The sequence below is a fragment of the Paenibacillus favisporus genome (genome assembly GCF_040545415.1).
Taxonomy (GTDB): Bacteria; Bacillota; Bacilli; order Paenibacillales; family Paenibacillaceae; genus Paenibacillus_AQ; species Paenibacillus_AQ favisporus.
This window is the reverse complement of sequence record NZ_JBEPLV010000005.1, coordinates 293,011-314,178: the sequence shown is the minus strand read 5'-3', so window position 1 is coordinate 314,178 and position 21,168 is coordinate 293,011. Positions and strand designations below refer to the sequence as shown.

The window sequence follows — 21,168 nt, the reverse complement described above, 5'->3', positions numbered from 1 at the left end:
CTTGACCGCGGGTTCAACCGCAGGACAAAGGCTGCATTTTTAACATTCGGGGAAGCCGTCGATGATAAGTGCCTGTTACAAAAAAGAAGGCCGGCTCTTCAGCCAAGCCCCTTCCCCGCATATACTGCTTATGAACGTCATCCGGTGGATGCCTGCTTACTTCCAAGCCTGTCTGAACTTCATTACTTTACGATACATGGATTTGTCCTTCAGCTGGTTAAAAATGTACGGATCGGGCTTCGTATTCACTTCAATGATCCACGGCGTCCACGTCCGGTCAAAGCCGATGTCCAGGCCGATGTGCCGGAAACCGGGGTACTTTTTGTGCAGATGCTTTGCGGTAGTCACTCCGAGCTTGTTCAGGGATTGGATGACTTTAGCCGTCTCTTTCTCATTTAAATGGGCCCCGAGCAGCGTTTTGACATCCATCGGCGTGCCCCCGCTGTGATAATTGGTCACGATTTTGCCTTCGTGGGCGACTCTTCCGATCAAACCGGTCGCCTCCCAATCTCCTCCAGGACGCCGCTGCACCATCACCCGGATATCGAAACGGCGCTTACGGTACTTTACGAGATGAATCCCTTTTTGAATCAGGTAGCTTCGCTTTCCGGTCAGCTTCTGCAACGATTGATAGAACGGATCATAGCTGCCGAAGGTCTTTTTTACCGTCTCCATCTGATACGAATAATCTCCGTTCTCCAGCTGTTCCGCCCGAATTACCCCTTTGCCGTGGGTGCCGTTTTCCGGTTTGACATAGACCATACGGTATGACTTCAGCATCTCCTTCAGGTCGGTTTTGCTAATTTTACGGGTATCGAGCATAAACGGCCGGACTTCCTTGCTGCCAAGCAGCACTTTCGTTTTAATCCACTTGCTGACGACTGCCGTGCGGTTCTTCTCCCCCATCCACCGATCTCTCCTGTCCTGTCTTCAAAATTGATTGTAACGCGCTTGCAAAACCTGTTTATTGTATGCAAGGCACGGCGGACTGGACAGGACATTCATCCCGCAAGCAGAACAATAGATTCCGTTTCTGGGCTGGCATCCCGTACTCCCTTATGGGGGCACGCATAAATAATAGTAGGATCAATTGAAGCAGCAGGTGCGGGGATCAGCATCTTTGCTGTAAGGGAGGAAAGCGGCTTGAACATACTGATCGTAGCCCCCGAACGGCTCCCTGTTCCCGGCAGCGGCTCGGTGGAAATCTGCATTTTATCCATCGCCAGGCAGCTTGCCAAGAAGCATGCGGTAACCGTCTTAAGCAGAGCCTTCGCGGGATTGCCTCTGGAGAGCACGGATGAGGGGGTTCGTATTGTCAGGGTCCGTTCCGGCAGCTCCAAAGTCTACCTCGCTTCGGTGCTTCGATTCATTCATGGGAAAACTTACGACGTCATCCAGGTGGATAACCGTCCCCACTATATGGCCGCTATTCAGCGGGCTGTTCCCCAGTCCAAAGTAACCCTGTTTTTGCATTCGCTCACTTTCGTGCCTTCGACACGGCTCGTTGCCGCGAGCCTGAAGCATGCATGGTGGATTGTCGCCAACAGCGCTTCGCTAAAGCAAAAGCTGTCCGTACGTTTTCCCTCACAAGCACACAAAATACGTACGGTCGAGCTTGGCGTCGACACCGACCGGTTCCGTCCGCCAACCGATTTTGAGCGGGCGCAGGCCCGCAGCCGGTATGGAATCGGGGATGTCTTCACCGTGCTGTTCACTGGACGGATCATCCCGAGAAAAGGCGTGCCCGTTCTGCTGAAAGCCGCGCAAATCGCAAGCAAGCAGGTCCCACTGCATCTTGTGATTGCAGGCCGGAGCAAGGAGGGATATATCCGGAGGCTGAAAGCCGAGGCCGCCAAGCTGAGGGTAGCGGTCACCTGGACCGGCAACAAAAACCACAGCGAAATTCACAGCATCTACCGGATGGCCGACTGCTTTGTCTGTCCCTCCCAGCGGCACGAAGCCTTCGGCCTCGTGAACGTCGAGGCCATGGCATCCGGGCTTCCGGTCATCGCTTCGCAGATCGGCGGCATTCCCGAAATTATTAAGCACGGGGTAAATGGTTACCTGGTGGATGACTACTGGCGTCCGGAAGGTTTTGCGGAATATCTGGTCACACTGGCCCAAAGCAAAGAGCTGCGGCGCAGCCTGGGCGGCAGCGGACGCAGCATGGTACTTCAGTCTTTCACATGGGGCAGGACCGCCGAAAAGCTCGCGGCGCTGTACTCCTAAAGGGTACTCCTCTGGCTGCTGTAGATAAATGACTCAATGCATTTTTCTCAATAATCCGTCCGCGTTGCGCAGCATCAAAGCACCGGCAGCCAAGGAGAGCAGGAAGCAGAAGCCGGCAGCGACAGTGAGCGTTGACCATTCAAGAACCGTATGGCCCAACAAGGTCTGCCATCCGATGAAGACCAATCCAAGCACGTAGCAAATGCCCGTCAGGTGGATCATTCGGAGACGTACCCAAACGGAGAGCGAAGTCCGAGTACTCAGCCAGGCGACGAGCGGGATGGCCTGAAGTGCGTGGAAGCCCAGGCCGTGCAGCCAAATAATGTTACCATGCAGCCCCACGGTCCGGCCTTGGTTAACCGAAATCCAGATCCCCGCTGCAAAAGACAGCATCACGGCTACCATGGCATAACGGATGCCCGTCACCAGCTCAGGATGAGCCGCGTATACTTTGCGACGGAAATACTGCGCGGCCAGGAACAGATAAAAAACGACGAGCAGCAGGGCGATGAACGCAAAAACGTTGCCCACTGCCTTGTCAAAGGCGGACCCATCTTTGACAAACCGGGGATTAACTCCACGGAAATTTTGTACCGTTTCGGCAAAATAGGAATAGAGTGCGAGCACGATGTAGGGGTAGCGGTAAAAGGCTCTGCCTCTTCGTCCTAGACCCGAATACGGGATAATGAGAGCCGTCGACAGCAAAAATATCCCGATCGCAGCGTTAAAAGAAAATGCGTTTTGAACATTGCCCCCAGGGGCTACTTCCGCCCCGTTCACAAGGGTCCAGATCCCGCAGAAGGCGGACAGCAGAAATCCCAAGACAGCGGTTAGGACCAGCCACTTCTCCCCTTCAAACCAGCGGAACGCCGGCCGGGCGCCCACGCTCCTTACATTGACCATTTCCATGAATAATCTCCTCCATCCGAACGTTTTGGCATTGATTACGTCTTATTGTACAGAGAAGGAGGTTCCGGCAATTCTATCCGGGGTCCAGACTTTTTCCTGGACTTTGGTCGATGCCGCCCCCGACCAAAGTGCGGGATACAAGCCTCTTCATTGTTTAGTCCGCTTACAGAATAAGCAGGGGGAGTTTCAGCCAGAACAAACAGCCCTGAGCCGGTTGACCGGCTCAGGGCTGTATTAGTTATGGCTTTGTTTGTCCGGCTGCCAAGCCGCTTCTGGTTGAGCTCTCAGAAGGAGTGCTCATGTCCGGGAGCTATCCAGCCTGCACGTGGATCAAGGCGGCACCGTCTACCCGGATACCTGCCGCAGGGGTTCTTCATGGGCGCGTTTCTTGGCGTCCGTCGGCCAGAGCATCCGCTGAAGCAGAAGGCAGATGATACCAAAAACAAGTACGAGCAGGCCAAGGACGCAGAACACCTCTCCCACGCCAAATCCTTTGATCAGCAAACCACCGGCCAATGGAGCTGCGATCATAATCGTACTGGACATCATGTTCTGAATGCCGAATATCCGTCCGGTCATGCCTTCCGGTGTTTCTTTTTGCAGCGCGTAATTGTTCGTCACCATAAACAGCCCGTTGCCGATCCCGATGACAAGACCCAGCACGATGCTCCAGATCTCCGGAGAACCGGGTCTCAGCAGCCCCATCGCCCCGATCGCTGCGCCTACCAGGACGATGCCGCCCCCGATCCCTGTGCCGTAACCGATCCGGTTCCGGCGATTCAAGATCATGATCGTGGCTACGGCACCCACGCCGGTTGAGGAGACCATCCAGCCCAGAAGAGATTCGTTATCCGGTGCAATCTCTCTATAGAGCGTAGGAAACTGGAAATCGATCATAAGAATAACGAGGATGACCGTCATATTCACGATCAGCGTGGTGAGCAGAATCCGGCGCTGCAGCAGCACTGCCCAGCCCTGCTTCCATTGCTCGATGAAGCCCGGTCTGTGCTCCGGACCGGCATTTTCACCCGGATTCATGTCGTCCTGGGGAGCCGTATGATTGGCCTCGATTCGGCGCAGCGTAAACAGCAGCAGGCAGGAGATCAACCGGGTTACGGCATTCACCAGAATACACATCTGCGGGGATAGCACCGTCAGGACGACCGCGCCCAGCAGCGGACCGGCGATTTTGGAGAACTGGTTGACTAGACCGTTGTAGGAAGTCGCCTTCAGCAGCTGATCCTCGTGGACCACTTGGCGTGTCAGCGCCTGATGCGACGGGACGCGGAATACGCCCATGGCGGCACGGAGCGCCAATAGCGGCAGCAGCCAGTGCATGCCGGGAGCAAACAGCAGCAGGACCGTTAGAACGGTCTCGGCCGCATCGGCGATCAGCATCAGGTTGACCTTTTTCCAGCGGTCGGCCACCACCCCCGCGAGCGACCCGAGAAGGATGCCCGGCAGGGCCATCATGACCGGAATTAGCGCAATCATTAAGGGATCGGCCTGCCATCGGTAAGCGACCAGAACCTGGATCGCAAAAGCGTCGAACCATTCACCAAACGACGAGATGGCGTAAGCCGTAAACATTTTGGCATAGATGCGGTTGGTCCACACCGATTTTGCGGGGGGCCGCGGCTCAGTAACAAGGGTAGACATGAAAAATTCCTCCGTTCAGTCAGAATATGGCGTACTCTCACTGTAACGAAGGAATATCAGAGGAACATCAGACAGCATTTAGAATGCTTTCGATTTTTTCTTCGATCGGCACTTTATTGGCTTCCAGTTGATATATCCGGTTATATTCGGCGTATTTCGCGGCAAACTGGCGATGAAGCTGTGGATCCTGCACGCTGCGCTCCAGAAAAACCAGCGTTTCCCGGATCGATCCGACGATCAGCGGCACGTTGTGCGTCATCTCTCCAACCTCAATGCCGTAGTTCAGGGCAGCCGCGGCCTCGGCGCGTTTCCCCTGCCGGAGCAGCAACCGGCCTTTAAGCCCGTGATAAAAGCAAATTTCCCGCAAATACGGGGTTTCCTCCAGCATCCGTTCGACTTCGCCTGCGCAGCGTTCGGCTTCGGGCAGGTTGTCTGCACCCAGGTGGACGTACATCTCCGCCATTTTGATATGGACGTTGAAAATATCCAGATCTCCCCCCGCTTCACGAACGGCCTCGTATGCCGCCCTAACCCTGGACAGATCCTCTTCGGGCCGGCCGTTGTCGGTATACAGCCCGATAATATTTAAAATCCTCAGCTCCCGCTGATGATCCTCCGGACCAATGTTGGCGGCCATGGTTCGCTCGAAATAATCCAGGCATTTTCCCGGTTCATGGTAAAAGTACAAGTAAAAATGCAGCAAATAATACAGCTTGCTCGAGAGCGGGAATTCGTTATCCGTCAAAAACCAGTGGATATCCGCCTGCGCATACCGGATAAAAATCAGGTGGGACGGGGGCAGCTCAAACCCGAGCAGATCCTGCTGGCTCGCCAGCGTAATCATCGATTTGCATTGACCGTACATGAGGTACTTGTTCATCAGCTGCCGCATTTGGGCCTGCAGCTCGGTATCCTGCATCGACGGATTGCGGAGATCCGGCTCTTTGACCGTCAGGCTGTAGCCATAGCCGCGCACGGTATTCAGAAAGACCCGGTTACTCCAAGGACGCAGCTTCTTACGCAGACGGTAAATGTGGTCGTCCACCGTCCGCTCCACCGGATATTCCATCGGCCATACCCGGTCCAGCAGCTGTTCCCGGCTGAAAGCCTGGCCGCGATGGCTGTATAAAAATTGCAGCAGCGCATACTCTTTGGCAAGCAGCGAAATGCACTCCTCCTGGTAGCTGACCGTATATCCGCTTGGATCAAAATCCAGCTGGGCCACCGTCCTCCCCCCTTTCTTTTACGCGTACCTTGGCGATCGTTTATAACCCTTTCTGTTATTTAAGCATATTCCCGATTTGCCGCACAATAGGATGGAGGCATATGATGAAATGATGCCATTAGGCCAACTTTTATCACAGCGTAACGTTCAAGAGTAAAAGACGTTGGATTTTGAGGTATGAGTAGGAGGTACAGCCGTGATCAAAATTCAAACCAGACTGGTCATGGTACCGGTTGTGTTATATGTCATCTGCCTGTTGATAGGCTGCAGCCGTGCAACGTCGGCGTCGCCCGGCTCTCCATGGTTTCAAGTGCTGAACAGGCCGTAGAATATGGCCTTCATGAAGAGCAGGTTGAACTGTCCGACGTACTCACGACCATCACGGTCGACGGGGAAGAGCTCATCTTTTACGAAAAATACGGCGCCTTCGGAGTGGGTGGGGTGAACGAGGGGTCCCGCGGGTATCAGTGGTACCGATCATCTGACTATCTGAACTTTCAAGGAGAGGACACCCCGTATATGACCGGAGGCTTTACCGTTCAAACCGCTAAGGGGCGTAATGTGAACATTCTTGCCGGAAAAGTGTTTGACCCGAAGATTACCAGCATGACCGTAAAAGGGAATAACGAAGCTCAAGTGCTGTCCGTTACGGGGCATTCCCGTTTCTTCTTCATGGCTCACCAGTCGCCTTTTTCTGAATTGGAGGTCACTCCGGTAATGGGCGGCGGGGGTCAAGTGACGAAAGAGGTGTTTTATCGATGATACGCCAACTCAGACGCCCGGCGGCTCTGCTAGCAACGACCGCCGGTATAGCCACCATCCTGCTTTGGATGACACTGGGCTTTTTCAATCCGTATTCATCCAGCCTCGAAACCCGCCCCCTTCAAATCACCTTCTTTACGCTGTGCGTGCCGGCTGCCCTTGCGATCGTGTCTGCTTGGTTTCGCCGTAAAGCGCTTGTACTGATCGCTTTTCTTTGGTCCCTGCCCATTAGTTTGTACTTCGCGATGACCCCGGGCATATTTGCATGGTTTGGCGCTACCTCTTGCGCTTATCTGGTCACCCACTTCCTGATGCTGGCGGAACGGCCGCGATAAGGTGGCAGAGAAGAAACACAAAAAAACCGCCGCGGCGTCCTTACGGACCTCCGCGACAGCTCCTGGTGGCACGCGCCTGAACGACCTCGTACTCTTTGCCTAACTACTGAATGCTTGCTCCGACTTCCTTGACCATTTCCTGCACGGACAGCAGTCCGCCGCCGGATAGGTACCAGTAGTTCGGATCGAGATATACGATATGCCCTTCTTTGAAGGCTTTCGTATTTTTGATCAGATCGTTCTCCACCGTCTGCTTGGCGGATACGGATTCCCCGCCTTCTCCGGCCACAGCCGCGCCGCGGTCCACGACGAACAGATAGTCCGGATTCTTCTCGGCTACGTATTCGGATGTGACGCTTTGGCCGTGCGTGGAAGCTTCAATGTTTGCATCCACCGGCTTAAAGCCCAGCACGTCGTGGATCAGTCCGAAGCGGGAGCCCGCGCCGTAAGCGCTCAGCTTGCCTTCGTTCGCCAGCACGATCAGGGCGTTTTTGCCCGAAGCAGCGGCTTTATCCTGAATTTCCGCGATCGTCTTGTCGACATGGTCCAGCTCCGTTTGGATCTCGTCCTCTTTGCCGAAGATCTGGCCAACGGTGTTCATATTCTCCTTAAACGATTCCATGTACCGCGCCGTATCCAGGCCCAGGTAGACCGTCGGCGCAATCTTGCTGAGCTCCTCGTAAGCTTCGGATTGGCGGCCGGAGATAATAATCAGGTCCGGGCTCAGCGCGTTGATTTTTTCAAAATCCGGCTCTTTCAGGCTCCCCACGTTGCTGTATGCATCCTTGTCGGCATATTTGGACAGATAAGGTGGAATGTTCGCCTGCGGAACCCCGGTGACCTGAACGCCCAATTTATCCAATGTATCCAGAATGCCAAAGTCGAACACGACGACCTTCTGCGGATTTTTTTTGACCTTGGTCTCGCCCAGCTTATGTTTGATCGTCAGCTCCTCGGAACCGGAAGCCGCCGAAGTGTTGGTTGGTTCAGCAGACGCCTCTTTGGTAGGTTCTGCCGTATTTTTATTGCCGCATGCCGCCAGCACGACGACCAACACGGCCGTGATGATGAACAGCATCATCTTTCTTGTTTTCAACTTCATCCACCCCATGTTCTGATTTGGTTTCGGCTTGAACCAAGCCGTAAATGTATAAAATTATGTGATGAACTACCCGCCGGCGCCTGGCTGGGATAAGTCCACGCATATAATTTCCTATAGTTGGCACTGCACATAATTGATTCTTCACCTGGCGCGATCAACTCCGGGAGAACATTATTTTTGGAACAAGCTGCTTCTTACCTCTCCCGGGCCTCAGGCTTCAGGCAAAATAAACGCAAATTTTGTTGTTGTTAATGTTCTCAATGGGGATATCCATCCCGTAGACTTGCTTCAGCACCGGCGTATCAATGATCTCGTCCGCCGTTCCTTCCTTCACGACCCTGCCGTTCTTCAGCGCGACGATGTCGTCTGAATAGACGGAGGCAAAATTGATATCATGAATGACGATAATGACCGTCTTACCTAGCTCATCCACCATCCGCCGCAGCACCTTCATGATCTGCACCGAGTGCTTCATGTCCAGGTTGTTCAGCGGTTCATCCAGCAGCACGTAGTCGGTGTTCTGGGCAATGACCATGGCGATAAAGGCCCGCTGCTGCTGCCCGCCACTCAGCCGGTCCAGGTACTGGTCCTGCAGATCGCCGAGCTCCATATAATCGATGGCTTCCTGGACGTATTTCCAGTCCTCGGGCTTCAGCCGGCCCTGCGAGTAAGGGAACCGGCCGAAGCTTACCAGTTCCTTGACCGTCAAGCGGACGTTAATATGATTGGACTGCTTCAGAATCGAGATCTTCTTGGCGAGTTCGCTGCTCTTGCAGCGGTCCACCCGCTCTCCTTCGATCAGGATTTCACCGCCGTCACAGGAAATGAGGCGGCTGATCATGGAGAGAAGCGTGCTTTTGCCCGCCCCGTTGGCACCGATAAAGGAGGTGATTTTCCCTTTGGCGATGTTCACCGAGACGTTGTCGACCACTGCTTTGCCGCCATATTGTTTGGAAACCCCTTTAACCTCGATCACGATGATTTACTCCCCTTTAGCAAAAGATAGATAAAGTACACGCCGCCGACCAGATTGATGATGACGCTCAGCGTCGTGGAGAAGGTAAACACCCGCTCCACCAGCAGCTGCCCGCCGACAAGGGCGACGATGCTGATCAGCACCGCAGCCGGAATCAGCAGCGTGTGCCGGTAGGTCCGCATCAGCTGATAGGCCACATTGGCCACGAGCAGCCCCAGGAAGGTGATTGGCCCGACGAGCGCCGTCGCGATGGAAATGAGTACCGCCACAACAATGAGCAGCCTTTTAACCACCCGGTCGTAATCGACGCCCAGATTGACGGCGTGATCCCTTCCCATAGCAATAACATCGAGATACTTGGTATAGCGCGTAAAATAGGCGGTCACCAGCACGATCCCGGCCGCCGACACCAGCAGCAGATCCGTATTGACGTTGTTGAAGCTGGCAAACATTTTGTCCTGGACGATTTGGAACTCGTTCGGATCGATGAGCACCTCCATAAAGGAGGACAGGCTCTGAAACAATGTGCCGAAGATCAGACCGAGCAGAAGCAGAAAGTAAATGTTCTGCCCTTCCCTTTTGAACAGGAGCTTGTAGAACACGACCGAGAACACGGCCATCATGCCGACGGAAATGAGAAAGTTCACGTTTTTGCCCATCGCCGTCAGGCTGATCGAGCCAAACACATAGACCATAAAGGTCTGAAACAGCATATACAGGGAATCCAACCCCATAATGCTCGGCGTCAAAATGCGGTTATTGGTAATCGTCTGGAACACGACCGTCGAGAAGGCGATCGCTCCGCCGGTCAGGACCATGGCCAGCGCTTTTTTGCCCCTGCGCGGAAGGATATAATCCCAGTTGCCCCCGGACTGGATCACCATAAAGACAGCGATCAGGACAAATGCGATGACGGTTAGAACGATCAGCTTGGTCAGGTTGGATTTGCTCATGTATAAGCCCTTCTTCTCAGCAGTAAGTAGATAAAGATCGCGCTGCCAATCACCCCGACGGTGACGCCGATGGAGATTTCATACGGATAGATGATGACCCGGCCCAGAATGTCGCAGAACAGCACGAACACGGCTCCCAGCAGTGCGGTATGTAGCAGGCTCTTCTTCAGATGGTCCCCCAGATACATCGTGACGATGTTCGGAACGACCAGGCCCAGAAAAGGAATCATGCCCACGGTTAAAATCACGACCGATGAAATAGCGGCGACGATGACCAGTCCGATGTTGACGACGGCCTTATAGTTAAGCCCCAGGTTCACCGCGAACTCTTCCCCCATGCCCGCAATCGTAAAGCGGTTCGCGAACAGATAGGCGATGATCAGGAGCGGAATGCTGATGTACAGCATCTCGTAGCGGCCCTTGAGGATCATGGAAAAGTCGCCCTGCAGCCAGGAGGACATGTTCTGGATCAGATCGTTTTTATAGGCGAAAAACGTCGTGACCGAGCTGACAATGTTGCCGAACATGAGTCCGACAAGCGGTATAAAAATCGCATCCTTGTATTTGACCTTATCCAGGATCCGCATGAAGATCATCGTTCCCAGCAGGGCAAAGACGAAGGCCACCAGCATTTTCACCAGCGGTGCCGCGTTACCAAACACCATAAGAGCCACCAGAATGCCGAACCTTGCCGAATCCATCGTTCCGGCCGTCGTCGGCGACACGAACTTGTTTCTCGTCAGCTGCTGCATGATCAGGCCGATAATGCTCATGCTCGTGCCGGCGATGATAATGCTGATCAGGCGCGGAAGGCGGCTGATCCAAAGCACCTGCTTCTGTTCGGCTGTGAGATGAAACAGATCCAGCGGGGAAATATCCTTCACCCCGATAAACAAAGAAGCGGCTGAGAATACGATAAGCAGGATCCACAGCGTCCACAGGTAAGTGTTTTTCATGGCTATCCAACGCTTTCTTTAGTCTGGCCAGTCATTGAAAATAATGAAAATATTCCGAAAAAGCATATGTCACTTTCGATCTAATTAATAATGATATTCATTCTCAATTAACTGACTTAGTTTTTATTCTAACAGCTGACCGGTTTTTGTCAAACGTTTCTGGGTATTTTTATTCTTCTGCCTTCCTCCCGCAAAATGAATGCAGGCCGCCCGGAGTGGTCATAGTAACAGGGAATGCCGACTGCAAACACAAGGAGGTTGTACAGCCATGGACAGCACGCATGAGTATGTGGAGAAGCTCCACGATACCCAGGAAAAAGCCCGCAAACACAAGGATGGCATCAGCAAAGGAGCCAGCGCAAAGCTTCCGACCAAGCAGCATGGCACGAAGAAATAACCGGTAAACCTTAAAAAGGGCATTTCCCTTTCGGCCGAAGGGGAAGTGTTCTTTTTATTTGTAGATATAAGAAAGTATAAGCTCCAGAGAGTGCTCCTCCTTATATCGCAAGATAGGCGTTTTTCTTATTATTCAGGGATTTTCGCAAAGTTTCTGCAATCTCCAAGACCAAAGTCCAGTTTGATCCTAGTCCAGAGACAGTTTCTGGATGACCCGCTGCTCCGTTAGAATGGACGAAAGCATGAGACGGCATCGGCCTCAGGTTGGATTTGACTGCAGGCGGCGAGGGCCGGTAAGGAGAGAAACTATGGAGTGGATCATCCATCTGTTTGAACAATACGGGTATATGGTGCTGTTTGGCGGCCTCTTCGCCGAATCTTTGGCGATTCCCTTCCCGGGAGAGCTGGCCATGGCCATCTCCGGCCATATGTCGACGCTGGGGAGCTTTCACCTGCTGCAAATTATTTTGTATTCGTATATCGGCGCCATCGTCGGCACGACGGTGACGTATATTATCGGGTATCGTATGGGAACGCCCTTCTTTGAAAAATACGGCAAGTACGTCCTCCTGAACCCGGCCCGGATCGCCAAAATTACCGGCTGGTTCGACCGGTACGGCACCAAGCTCATTCTGATCTGTTACTTCGTGCCTGGACTCCGGCATTTTACCGGATACGTGTCCGGCGTGCTCCGGATCAATGTACGGACCTTTTTTATCTATAACTACATCGGCGGACTCGCTTGGGTGATCGTCTATGTCATGATCGGCAGGCTGGTCGGCTCGAAGATCGAGCAGTTTCTGCATTTGATTTCCCAGTATTCGCTAGCCGCTATCCTGGTGGCTGCTACGGTCCTGGCTCTCGTCGTGTACCTGAAACGGAGAAAAAAATCCGCATCCCCTCGGGTCAAAGCCGAAGTTCGGCAGGAGGACTAAGGCCAAGCGCGCACGAACGAGCAGCTAACAGCTGTAGGACTGCCGCGGCTGTGATGACAGCACGCTTACAGCACTGCTTTCGTCAAGAACGTCAAAAGCCGCCCTCCGGTGCTTGCCCGGGGAGCGGCTTGTAACCAACGCTTTACACTTTATTTGACGGCGCCCTGTGTCACGCCGTTGATGATCCATTTTTGTGCGAACAGGTAGATGATGATCATCGGCAGCATCGCCATCAGATACGAAGCGAACGCCAGGTTGTAGTCCGTGTTGAACTGTCCCTGGAAAATGTACTGCACGAGCGGCAGCGTATAGCTCGACTGGTCGCTGATGATGATCAGCGGGAGCAGGAAGTCGTTGTAGGTCGACAGGCAGATCAGGATGCCGACGGTGGCGTTGATCGGCGCCATCAGCGGGAAGATGATCCGCCAGAAGGTGCCCCACGTCGTTGCCCCGTCCACCGTGGCGGCCTCTTCCAGCGCCGTCGGGATCGAGCGGATGTAGCCAACGTAGACGAAGACGTTAAAGGCCAGCGCATAGACCGTATGCAGAATCGTCAGGCCGACCAGATTGGTCATATGCAGCGCCGATGCCAGCTTGACGATCGGCAGCATGATGATCGGGAACGGAATAAACATAGCGCTGATGAAGTAGAAGTACAGCCCTTTGAAGAACTTCCGGTGCATATTCCGGGCGATGGCGTACGCCACGAGCGAGTTGGTGAGCAGCGTCAGCACCACCGTCGAGATCGTCACGAGCGCGCTGTTGCGGAATGCGCGAAAGAAGTTGGTCATTTTCACCGCGTTCGAGAAGTTTTCCCAGTGAAACGTCGTCGGGATCGCGAAGACCGACCGCGTCATTTCCTCGGGATTTTTCAGTGCAATGGTCAAGGTCATGTACAGCGGGAACAAAATCAGCAGCGTCCCCAGGGCAATCAGGATCATGACGGCCCAGTTCGTTTTCGTTCTCATTACATATCGCTCTCCCTTCCTTGAAGAAATTTAAGCTGCAGGATGGAGATGATCGCAATGACGATAAAATAAATGACCGAGTTGGCGGACTGGTAAGCGAACTCGCCTCCCTGGAACCCGCCGATGTAGATCAGGTGCGAAATGGACTGTGTCGCCCGGCCGGGCCCGCCATTGGTCAAGGCGACGATCTGGTCGAAGACCATCAGCGAGTTTTTCATCGCCAGCACCATATTGATCGTGAAAAACGGGGAAATGAGCGGAAAGGTAATTCTCCAGAATTCCTGCCAGCGGCTGGCCCCGTCCAAATTTGAAGCTTCGTACAGCGAAGCCGGGATGGTCTGGAGTCCCGCCAGATACAGAATCGTATTAAATGCAATCCCCTGCCATACCGCCACGATAACGACCCCGATCCAGGCCAGATTTTCGTTGCCCAGAATGTTCGTTGAGAACGCATGGATGCCCAGGTTCTGCCCCCAGATCGTAAAGACGTTGGAGAACAGATAGTTGAAAATGTAGCCGACGATCAGCACGCTCAAAATGTTCGGCAGAAAGTAAATGCCGCGGAAGAAGTTGCGCGCCTTGATCCGCGCGTTCAGGCCAAGGGCGATCAGCAGACTGAGCACATTGATCAGAATGGTGACGACGATGGCGAACTTGAAGGTGAACAGATAGGCGTTCCCCACGTTGCTGTCCGTAAAGAGGTTTGCGTAGTTGCGGAACCCGATAAAGTCGTAATGTTTGCCGAACCCGTTCCAGTTCGTGAAAGAATAGTAAATGCCCTGCAGGGCGGGCAGTGTCATAAATACGAAGAACAGTACGACCGCCGGCACGGTCATCCAATAAAACGCCGTAAGTCGCTTGGACATCCCTTCATCCTCCTCTTTTGGTCATGGTGTTATTTCCGGCTCTGGACTTTATCCCACTCGGTATCGAGCGTTTTCAGGTAGGCGTCGATATTCCGGTTTTGCAGAAATCCCTGAACGATCGAGTTCAGCTGCACGGCGGCCGGGATGTAGTGGTCGGCAAAATCGACGACTCGGCCCGCCTTGAAATAAGGCTGCAGCTCGGCAACCGCCGGGTCGTCCTGCGTCACGCCCTTGACGGCCGAGAACGCGGTTTGCTCTTTGATGTACTGGCCGATGTTATCCGGCTCGAGGAGAAAAGCGATGAATTCTTCCGCTTCTTTCTTATGCTTGGTGCTCTCGGAGATGGTCAGCAGCGTGTCCACCCCAGAGATCAGCTTGTTCTTGTCGGCGTCGTTTCCGGTCGGGAACGGGAAGAAGCCGATATTCGCGTTCGGGTTCGATTTCCGGATTTCCGGAATAGCCCAGCTGCCCTGGATATACATGGCCGATTCCCCGCGCGCAAAAGCACGGTTGCCGTCCGCGTACGTTTTCCCGAAGTTGTCCCCATGTCCGTAATCGAGCAGCTTCAGCTGCTTCTCCGCCACCTCGCGGAATTTCTCTTGGAAGGTCACCTGATTCTCACGGCGCTGCTTGAAGAAATCGATGCCGACCAGGTTAGGTGCTAGCGCATTAAACGGCAGATTCGTCTGCCAGTCGTCCTTGTATGTAAAATAAAACGGAATGATGCCGCTGTCCTTCACCTTTTGGGCAGTCGCAATCAGCTCATCCCACGTTTTCGGAACGCTCAGCCCCAGCTTCTTGAAAATGTCCTTGTTGTACATAATGCCGTTGGCGTTGGTTGCGTAAGGGATACCGGTAATTTTACTCAGCCCCGTTACGTCCTTGAGCATTTTTATGTAGTTCGGATCAATGGACTCGACCAGCTTGCTCTGGGTCAGATCGGCGAAAATATCGCTCTGCGCCAGGATCGAATACGTGTCGGTCGCGCCCATGCCGATGACGTCGGGAATGTCGTTCTTGACGACCCTTGTCTTGAGGACCGTTTCGGCATCCGGCGGATTCACCTGGGTGACCTGGATCCCGGGGTGCGAAGCGTTGAACTTGGCCACCAGCTTATCAAAGGAGCCTTTGGCCTCCGGCTTGTTTTGAAAAAACTCCAGCTTGACCTTCCCGGCATTCTCCCCGTTATTCCCGCAGGCCGTCAGCATTGACGCGAGCAGCAGGCAGACCAGAAGGATTCTTCCCATTTTCATGCGAAACCCCCCATATCGAAATTCTTGATGTTGAATTTTCTCTAAAATTACCCGATTTTGTCGAAAAATAAACAAGCCGCCAAGCATCAAGCCTGCAGCGAACATGCGAATGCAGCGCCGTTTCCCGGCTAAGTAAAAAAGCAGCCCCCTGACGGAAAGGCTGCTTTTTGCATGGCTGGGCCGAAGCGCGCTTATTTTTTGGCGGCCAACCACTGGGCTACGCCTTGAATGTCAGCATCGGACAGTTGGCCTTTGAAAGCCGGCATGCCGCCGCGGCCGTTCGATACGATCCCGGCGATTTCGTCCGCGGAGTATTTGGCTCCGACCTTTTGCAGGTTCGGTCCTACAGCGCCTTCGAGGTTGTTGCCGTGGCAGCTGACACAGTTGGCTTTAAAGGTCGCTTCCCCGTTGCCGGCTGCTGCGTTGCCGCCGGTTTGCCCGGTCGTTGTACCCGTATTCCCGGTAGTGCCGGCGTTGTTATTGGCTGCGCCCTGGTTGTTGTTATTGTCGCTGCTTTTACCGCAGGCGGACAGGGAAAGAACGAGCAGCAGGCTCAGGAAAATGATCGATTTTTTCATTTGGAGGTGTCTCCCTTCAACTTTTTCAAATTTGCCTCAATACAGCTACGATGCCCCAGCAATAAGCTTTTCATGTACGCGGATTATCGTGATTTTTCGTATTTGCGGTTTTTTCGGCTTGGCATGGCAAGTGCATAATATACCCAGCAAAGGGGAACATATCCCACAAGGAGGAATGAAACCATGGCAGAACAACAAAAGGAACAACCACCAAGCGGGTCCAGGCGCCAGTTCCTGAAATATTCAGGGACGGCGATCGGCGGTCTGGTCGTCGGTGGCGTTATCGGCGGGGCCATTACCGGCGGCTTCAACAAGAAAAAGCCGGCTGCAAATGCGCCGACATCGCCGCAAACCGGAACGCAGCCTGCTGCAGATTATAACCATGCGACCATGTACTTCAACCAGCGCCAGCTGCAAATTACACAGGCAGCGACAGAGCGCATTTTTCCTAAGGACGATAACGGTCCTGGAGCCAACGACTTGGGCGTTGCTTACTACATCGACCACCAGTTAGCCGGCCACTGGGGCTTCAACGCCCGCGAATACCGCATGGGGCCTTTTGTTAAAGGGGAAGCCACACAGGGCGACTATCAGAGCATTAACCGTAACGAGGTCTTCCTGCTCGGGCTTACCGCGATTGACAATGCAAGCCAGAAAAAGTACCAAAAGGGGTTTACCGACCTTGCCGACGAAGAAAAAGATGCCATCCTGACTTCGCTCGAAAAAGGTGACATTGAAGTGATTAACGGCATCACCGGCAAAAGCTTCTTCGATCTGCTTCGCAATATGACGCTCGAAGGCGTATATGCGGACCCGCTCTATGGCGGCAACGTCAACATGGAGGGCTGGAAGATGCGGAACTATCCGGGCAACCAGATGTCCTATGCCAAAATTGTCGGTGAGGACGCTTTTGCAAAAACAGATCCGCTCAGCCTGCATGACCATTTGGCCACACATTAATTTTTACATGCTGACAGAGAAGGAGAGTTATCCATGGCTACGAAATTGCCAAGAGTCCCGGTCCTGATCGTCGGGATGGGATGGATCGGCGGCATTATCGCCGCTGAATTAAGCAAACAGGGAATCAAGGTCGTCGGCCTGGAACGCGGTAAACCCCGTTCCACCGAGGATTATTACATGGTCCATGATGAGCTCCGTTACGCCCAGCGCTATGAACTGATGCAGGATTTGTCCAAGGAAACGATCACCTTTCGGAACACGTCGAAAATGACCGCCCTGCCGATGCGCCAATACGGCGCCTTCCTGCTCGGGGAAGGCCTCGGAGGCGCAGGCATCCACTGGAACGGACAAACGTACCGGTTCTTGCCGTACGATTTCGAAATCCGGAGCAAAACGATCGAACGCTATGGAAAGAAAAAAATCCCGGATGGCATGACCATTCAGGACTGGGGCATTACATACGACGAGCTGGAGCCCTATTTTTACAAGTTCGAAGAGGTCGCGGGTATTTCCGGGGAACAAGAACAGACGCCGATGGTCGGCAAGCGTTCCAAGCCGTTCCCGACCAAGCCGATGATCAAGACGCCGATGATCAAAATGTTCGAGGAAGCGACCAAAAAGCTTGGCTACCATCCGTATATGATGCCGTCGGCCAACCTGTCCGAGCAGTATACGAACCCGGACGGCATTACCCGCGCCCCTTGCCAGTACTGCGGCTATTGCGAGCGCTTTGGCTGCGAATACGGCGCCAAGGCCGATCCGGTCGTGACCGTGCTTCCGGTCGCACAGAAATCCGGGCATTTCGAGCTCCGTGAGTATGCCAACGTGACGGATATTCTGCATGACGGGAAGAAGGCCACAGGCGTGAAATATGTTAACCCGTTGACCGGCCAGGAATACGAACAGCCGGCAGACGTCGTCATTCTGGCGAGCTATGTGTTCAACAACGTCCGGCTGCTGCTGACGTCCAAGCTCGGCAAGCCGTACGATCCGAATTCGGGAACGGGCGTTGTGGGCAAAAACTACGCTTACCAAACAAATGGCGGTTCAGCGACCGGTTTTTATGACGACAAGCAGTTCAACCTGTTTGCCGGAGCCGGCGCGCTTGGCATGGAAATCCCGGACTTCAACGGCGACAACTTTGACCACAGCGATCTGAATTTCATCCACGGTGCCGGCATCCGGATTTCGCAAACCGGGCTCCGCCCGATCGCGAACAATTCGGTTCCGAAAGGGACGCCAACGTGGGGCAAGGACTTCAAAGCGACCTCGCTGAAATACGCGAACAACTACTTGACCGTGGCGGCGCAGGGATCGAGCATGCCTTGGAGGCACCACTATCTCGATCTGGATCCGACCTACAAAGATGCTTACGGCAAACCGCTGATCCGGATCACGTTCGACTTTGAGGAGCAGGACCGGCAAATGATCGCCTTCATGGCAGATAAAACCGAAGCCATCATGAAGGAAATGAAGCCATCGTCCATCGGCTCCTCCAAAGAGCTGGGGCCGTTCAATATCGTGCCGTATCAATCCACGCACAACACCGGCGGGGCGATTATGGGATCAGACCCTTCAACTTCGGTCGTCAACAACTATCTCCAGATGTGGGATGCCGAAAATGTGTTTGTCGTCGGCGCGTCCGCCTTCCCGCATAACAGCGGTTATAACCCGACAGGCACCGTTGGCGCCCTCGCTTACCGGGCTGCGGAAGGCATTGCGAAATATTTGAAATCGGGCGGATCTCTCGTTTAAGCGAAAACACCGCCTGTGGGCAAGGAAAATGCGGAGGGAATCAAATGGATCAAGACAACTGGATTGTTCATGTCGCCGAGGCGCGAAAGCGGCTGATCATCGTCGGCATCTGCTTCATCGTGACGTTTGCCGCCGGATTGTACGCCGCCCCCGGCATCCTGCTCTACCTCAAGTCTCAGCCTTTGGCGGAGCCGATCGCCTGGAACGTGTTTTCCTTTACGGACGGCATTCTGATCTACATGAAATGCGCGCTGATCTTCGCGCTCATGTTCACGGTTCCCGTCCTGCTGTACCAGCTGTGGGCTTTTGTGAAGCCGGGGCTCACGGAGCATGAGGCGAAGAGCGCGTTCCCCTTCATTCCAGTCGCTTTCATGCTTTTTCTGGCCGGGCTGTCGTTCAGCTATTACGTCGTGTTTCCAATGATGCTGAAGTTCATGAAGCGCATGAACCAAACGATCGGGGCGATCGAAACGTACGGGATTGACCGGTACTTCGGGTTCCTGTTCGATCTGGTCATCCCGATGGCCATCGCCTTCGAGCTTCCAGTGGTCATTCTGTTCCTGACCCGAATCGGAATCTTGACGCCCGATACGCTGAAAAAGACGCGCAAATACGCGTACCTGGGGCTGGCGATCCTCGGCTCCTGCATTTCACCGCCGGACTTCGTCTCGCACCTGTCCGTCACCATTCCGCTCATCCTGCTGTTCGAGATCAGCGTTTACGTATCCGGCCGCCAGTGGCGGAAAATGCAGTCCAGCCCGTCTGGCAGCTAGGTCGTTGCAGTGCCACCATCCGGTTGCTAGACTACTGCAGTTCCTGCTCATTAGCAGCTGCACAGCCGTCTGGCAGCTAAATCGTTGCAATCCTGACCATCCGGTTGCTATGTCGTTGTACTCCCGCCATCCGGTAGCTAAGTCGTTGCCCTCCCGCCCTGCGGCAGCTAGGAAACTGTTCCTGCTCATTAGCAGCTGCACAATCCCAAAGTCTGGCAACTGCAGCAGTTCAATCCGTCTGGCAGCCAGGAAATTGTACTCTCCGTCTATCCGAGACCGCATCAGTTCCGTAGTCCGGCAACTCGGGGTTGCAGTCCTGACCATACGACAGCCGCCATCCGTCCAGTGTTCAGTCATCTGGGGCTAGGACGTTAATCCAGAAAAGAGGTGTACATGCTATGCTGAACAACATTGGTGTATCCGGCCTGGTCATTATTTTGGCCATCGCCCTCGTCCTCTTCGGGCCATCGAAGCTCCCGCAGCTCGGAAGAGCGTTCGGGGACACGCTCCGCGAGTTCCGAAGCTCTACGCGCGGAATCGTCGATGAAGAAGAGACTTCCTCCGAGTCTTCGGTGAAGCAGCTTATCGACAAGCGTTAATATGTCCAAAGCAAGCCTATTAAACAGATAAAAAGCAGCCTCCCCTATGGGGAATGGCTGCTTTTTCATTGGGGGTCCCTTCAATGGGGGCAGGTTGCTTGTTCGTTATTTTCATCCTGGGCCTTCCAACCTGAATGGCTGGTATATTCTTGGCGCCCCAATTCTATTGGGGACTTCGCTTAACCCTATAAGAATAACAGAGAGGATATACCAAAAACGTCCTTATCCAATGGACACTTTTCCATTTTGTCCTACAAAAGAAAGACACGGCACTAATATTCTTCAGCTCGCCATTTCAAGAGTTCACCCCTATATTTAGCATTAAAACCCGTCCGTTATCTATATATAGAAGTATTATGCTGGACCAAAGAATGGTACTAGTGTCCACCTTTTAAAAGACAAAATCGCAATATGTTCGTTTTCAGTAGACAAAACTGGTCTAATCGGGAACCAGCATGAGGGGCAAGGGTGCAAACCGTTCGACTTTCCCCCGTTGTTCTTCTGGTTTTAAATTCACGAACTGCCCCATGGCTACTCCACAATTCATAAACCAATCAACTGCTCCCTGACACTCCACTTATCTAAGTCAATCAGCCTTTTCTCCGGCACTGTTCAGATCTCAAAACCACCAACACTTTTCCTGATCTCAAACCCACTAGCTGCTCCCGACAATCACAAATCCCAAATCAATCAGCCTTTTCTCCGGCACTGTTCAGATCTTAAAACCACCAACACTTTTCCAATCTCAAACCAATCTACTACTCTTCTCGACACTCTGCTGATCACAAACCCACTAACTGCTCCCTGACACTCCACAAATCTCAAACCTACCAGCTGCTCCCCGAGACTCTCCATTGAAATAGCTCTCGTATATCTATTGTCCTCATATAGTGGACACATCCTTGTTTTGTTTTACAAAAGGAGGACACGACACTATATTCTTCAACGGGCAGCTGGATAGAAAATTTTCCCATATTTT

Annotated in this window: 22 protein-coding genes; 10 read left to right on the top strand and 12 right to left on the bottom strand. The window is 53.5% G+C overall.

Annotation, left to right across the window (positions count from 1 at the left end; genetic code table 11):
* Positions 1-156 precede the first annotated feature (156 nt).
* A complete protein-coding gene (locus ABID47_RS22790) occupies positions 157-906 on the bottom strand; it encodes a YheC/YheD family protein (protein ID WP_354500130.1) in 750 nt (249 codons plus the stop codon).
* Positions 907-1,143: 237 nt separating this feature from the next.
* Here ABID47_RS22790 and ABID47_RS22785 point away from each other — a divergent pair, with 237 nt between their 5' ends.
* Positions 1,144-2,229: a glycosyltransferase family 4 protein gene (locus ABID47_RS22785; RefSeq protein WP_354500128.1), complete on the top strand. Its 1,086-nt coding sequence runs from the start codon at positions 1,144-1,146 to the stop codon at positions 2,227-2,229.
* Between the two features lie 33 nt (positions 2,230-2,262).
* Here the strand turns inward: ABID47_RS22785 and ABID47_RS22780 are convergent, their stop codons facing one another.
* The 3 genes from ABID47_RS22780 to ABID47_RS22770 all read right to left on the bottom strand — a co-directional run bounded on the left by ABID47_RS22780 (position 2,263) and on the right by ABID47_RS22770 (position 6,022).
* Positions 2,263-3,138 (bottom strand): hypothetical protein, encoded by an 876-nt coding sequence (locus ABID47_RS22780; RefSeq protein ID WP_258875399.1) that lies wholly within the window; start codon positions 3,136-3,138, stop codon positions 2,263-2,265.
* A 345-nt stretch (positions 3,139-3,483) separates the two neighbouring features.
* The gene (locus tag ABID47_RS22775; protein ID WP_354500126.1) at positions 3,484-4,797 is read right to left on the bottom strand and encodes an MFS transporter; all 1,314 of its coding nucleotides are present in this window, start codon (positions 4,795-4,797) and stop codon (positions 3,484-3,486) included.
* A 67-nt stretch (positions 4,798-4,864) separates the two neighbouring features.
* The gene (locus ABID47_RS22770; protein ID WP_354500124.1) at positions 4,865-6,022 is read right to left on the bottom strand and encodes a winged helix-turn-helix domain-containing protein; all 1,158 of its coding nucleotides are present in this window, start codon (positions 6,020-6,022) and stop codon (positions 4,865-4,867) included.
* Between the two features lie 196 nt (positions 6,023-6,218).
* Between ABID47_RS22770 and ABID47_RS22765 the strand changes: the two genes are divergently transcribed.
* From ABID47_RS22765 to ABID47_RS22755, 3 genes are read left to right on the top strand one after another with little or no spacing between them, the layout of a single operon-like run.
* Positions 6,219-6,350, top strand: a complete 132-nt coding sequence (locus tag ABID47_RS22765) for a hypothetical protein (RefSeq protein WP_354500122.1) — start codon at positions 6,219-6,221, stop codon at positions 6,348-6,350.
* Positions 6,323-6,784, top strand: coding sequence for a hypothetical protein (locus ABID47_RS22760; protein WP_354500120.1), 462 nt, complete (start codon positions 6,323-6,325; stop codon positions 6,782-6,784). The genes ABID47_RS22765 and ABID47_RS22760 overlap by 28 nt, the downstream gene beginning before the upstream one ends.
* Positions 6,781-7,119, top strand: a complete 339-nt coding sequence (locus ABID47_RS22755; protein WP_354500118.1) for a hypothetical protein — start codon at positions 6,781-6,783, stop codon at positions 7,117-7,119. The genes ABID47_RS22760 and ABID47_RS22755 overlap by 4 nt, the downstream gene beginning before the upstream one ends.
* Positions 7,120-7,222: 103 nt before the next feature.
* Here the strand turns inward: ABID47_RS22755 and ABID47_RS22750 are convergent, their stop codons facing one another.
* From ABID47_RS22750 to ABID47_RS22735, 4 genes are all read right to left on the bottom strand, one after another.
* Positions 7,223-8,200, bottom strand: a complete 978-nt coding sequence (locus tag ABID47_RS22750; RefSeq protein WP_354500433.1) for a siderophore ABC transporter substrate-binding protein — start codon at positions 8,198-8,200, stop codon at positions 7,223-7,225.
* Between the two features lie 238 nt (positions 8,201-8,438).
* Positions 8,439-9,197: an iron ABC transporter ATP-binding protein gene (locus tag ABID47_RS22745; RefSeq protein ID WP_354500116.1), complete on the bottom strand. Its 759-nt coding sequence runs from the start codon at positions 9,195-9,197 to the stop codon at positions 8,439-8,441.
* Positions 9,194-10,150, bottom strand: a complete 957-nt coding sequence (locus ABID47_RS22740; protein WP_354500114.1) for an iron chelate uptake ABC transporter family permease subunit — start codon at positions 10,148-10,150, stop codon at positions 9,194-9,196. Before ABID47_RS22740 ends, ABID47_RS22745 begins: the two co-directional genes overlap by 4 nt.
* A complete protein-coding gene (locus ABID47_RS22735) occupies positions 10,147-11,106 on the bottom strand; it encodes an ABC transporter permease (protein WP_354500112.1) in 960 nt (319 codons plus the stop codon). Before ABID47_RS22735 ends, ABID47_RS22740 begins: the two co-directional genes overlap by 4 nt.
* Before the next feature lie 268 nt (positions 11,107-11,374).
* On the opposite strand from ABID47_RS22735, the gene ABID47_RS22730 reads away from it, so the two are divergent.
* Both ABID47_RS22730 and ABID47_RS22725 read left to right on the top strand, forming a co-directional pair.
* On the top strand, positions 11,375-11,503 hold the full coding sequence (locus ABID47_RS22730; protein ID WP_076171988.1) for a DUF4023 family protein: 129 nt from the start codon (positions 11,375-11,377) through the stop codon (positions 11,501-11,503).
* Positions 11,504-11,810: 307 nt separating this feature from the next.
* Positions 11,811-12,437 carry a DedA family protein gene (locus tag ABID47_RS22725; protein WP_354500109.1) on the top strand — a complete coding sequence of 209 codons (627 nt, stop codon included), beginning with the start codon at positions 11,811-11,813 and terminating at the stop codon, positions 12,435-12,437.
* A 149-nt stretch (positions 12,438-12,586) separates the two neighbouring features.
* On the opposite strand, the gene ABID47_RS22720 is transcribed toward ABID47_RS22725, so the two are convergent.
* The 4 genes from ABID47_RS22720 to ABID47_RS22705 all read right to left on the bottom strand — a co-directional run bounded on the left by ABID47_RS22720 (position 12,587) and on the right by ABID47_RS22705 (position 16,102).
* Positions 12,587-13,405 carry a carbohydrate ABC transporter permease gene (locus tag ABID47_RS22720; protein WP_089549635.1) on the bottom strand — a complete coding sequence of 273 codons (819 nt, stop codon included), beginning with the start codon at positions 13,403-13,405 and terminating at the stop codon, positions 12,587-12,589.
* A complete protein-coding gene (locus tag ABID47_RS22715) occupies positions 13,405-14,271 on the bottom strand; it encodes a carbohydrate ABC transporter permease (RefSeq protein ID WP_089549634.1) in 867 nt (288 codons plus the stop codon). The genes ABID47_RS22720 and ABID47_RS22715 overlap by 1 nt, the downstream gene beginning before the upstream one ends.
* A 29-nt stretch (positions 14,272-14,300) precedes the next feature.
* Entirely contained in the window at positions 14,301-15,524 is a 1,224-nt protein-coding gene (locus tag ABID47_RS22710) for an ABC transporter substrate-binding protein (protein ID WP_354500107.1), read from the bottom strand.
* Positions 15,525-15,715: 191 nt separating this feature from the next.
* Complete coding sequence (locus ABID47_RS22705) at positions 15,716-16,102, bottom strand: c-type cytochrome (protein ID WP_116233377.1); 387 nt, start codon at positions 16,100-16,102, stop codon at positions 15,716-15,718.
* A gap of 183 nt (positions 16,103-16,285) precedes the next feature.
* On the opposite strand from ABID47_RS22705, the gene ABID47_RS22700 reads away from it, so the two are divergent.
* The 4 genes from ABID47_RS22700 (at position 16,286) to ABID47_RS22685 (ending at position 20,189) form a co-directional block, all read left to right on the top strand.
* Entirely contained in the window at positions 16,286-17,062 is a 777-nt protein-coding gene (locus tag ABID47_RS22700; RefSeq protein WP_076172005.1) for a gluconate 2-dehydrogenase subunit 3 family protein, read from the top strand.
* A 33-nt stretch (positions 17,063-17,095) separates the two neighbouring features.
* Positions 17,096-18,817 (top strand): GMC family oxidoreductase, encoded by a 1,722-nt coding sequence (locus ABID47_RS22695; protein ID WP_354500104.1) that lies wholly within the window; start codon positions 17,096-17,098, stop codon positions 18,815-18,817.
* Positions 18,818-18,861: 44 nt separating this feature from the next.
* Positions 18,862-19,590: a twin-arginine translocase subunit TatC gene (gene tatC / locus ABID47_RS22690; protein WP_089549631.1), complete on the top strand. Its 729-nt coding sequence runs from the start codon at positions 18,862-18,864 to the stop codon at positions 19,588-19,590.
* A 398-nt stretch (positions 19,591-19,988) separates the two neighbouring features.
* The gene (locus ABID47_RS22685) at positions 19,989-20,189 is read left to right on the top strand and encodes a twin-arginine translocase TatA/TatE family subunit (RefSeq protein WP_354500102.1); all 201 of its coding nucleotides are present in this window, start codon (positions 19,989-19,991) and stop codon (positions 20,187-20,189) included.
* Positions 20,190-21,168 lie beyond the last annotated feature (979 nt).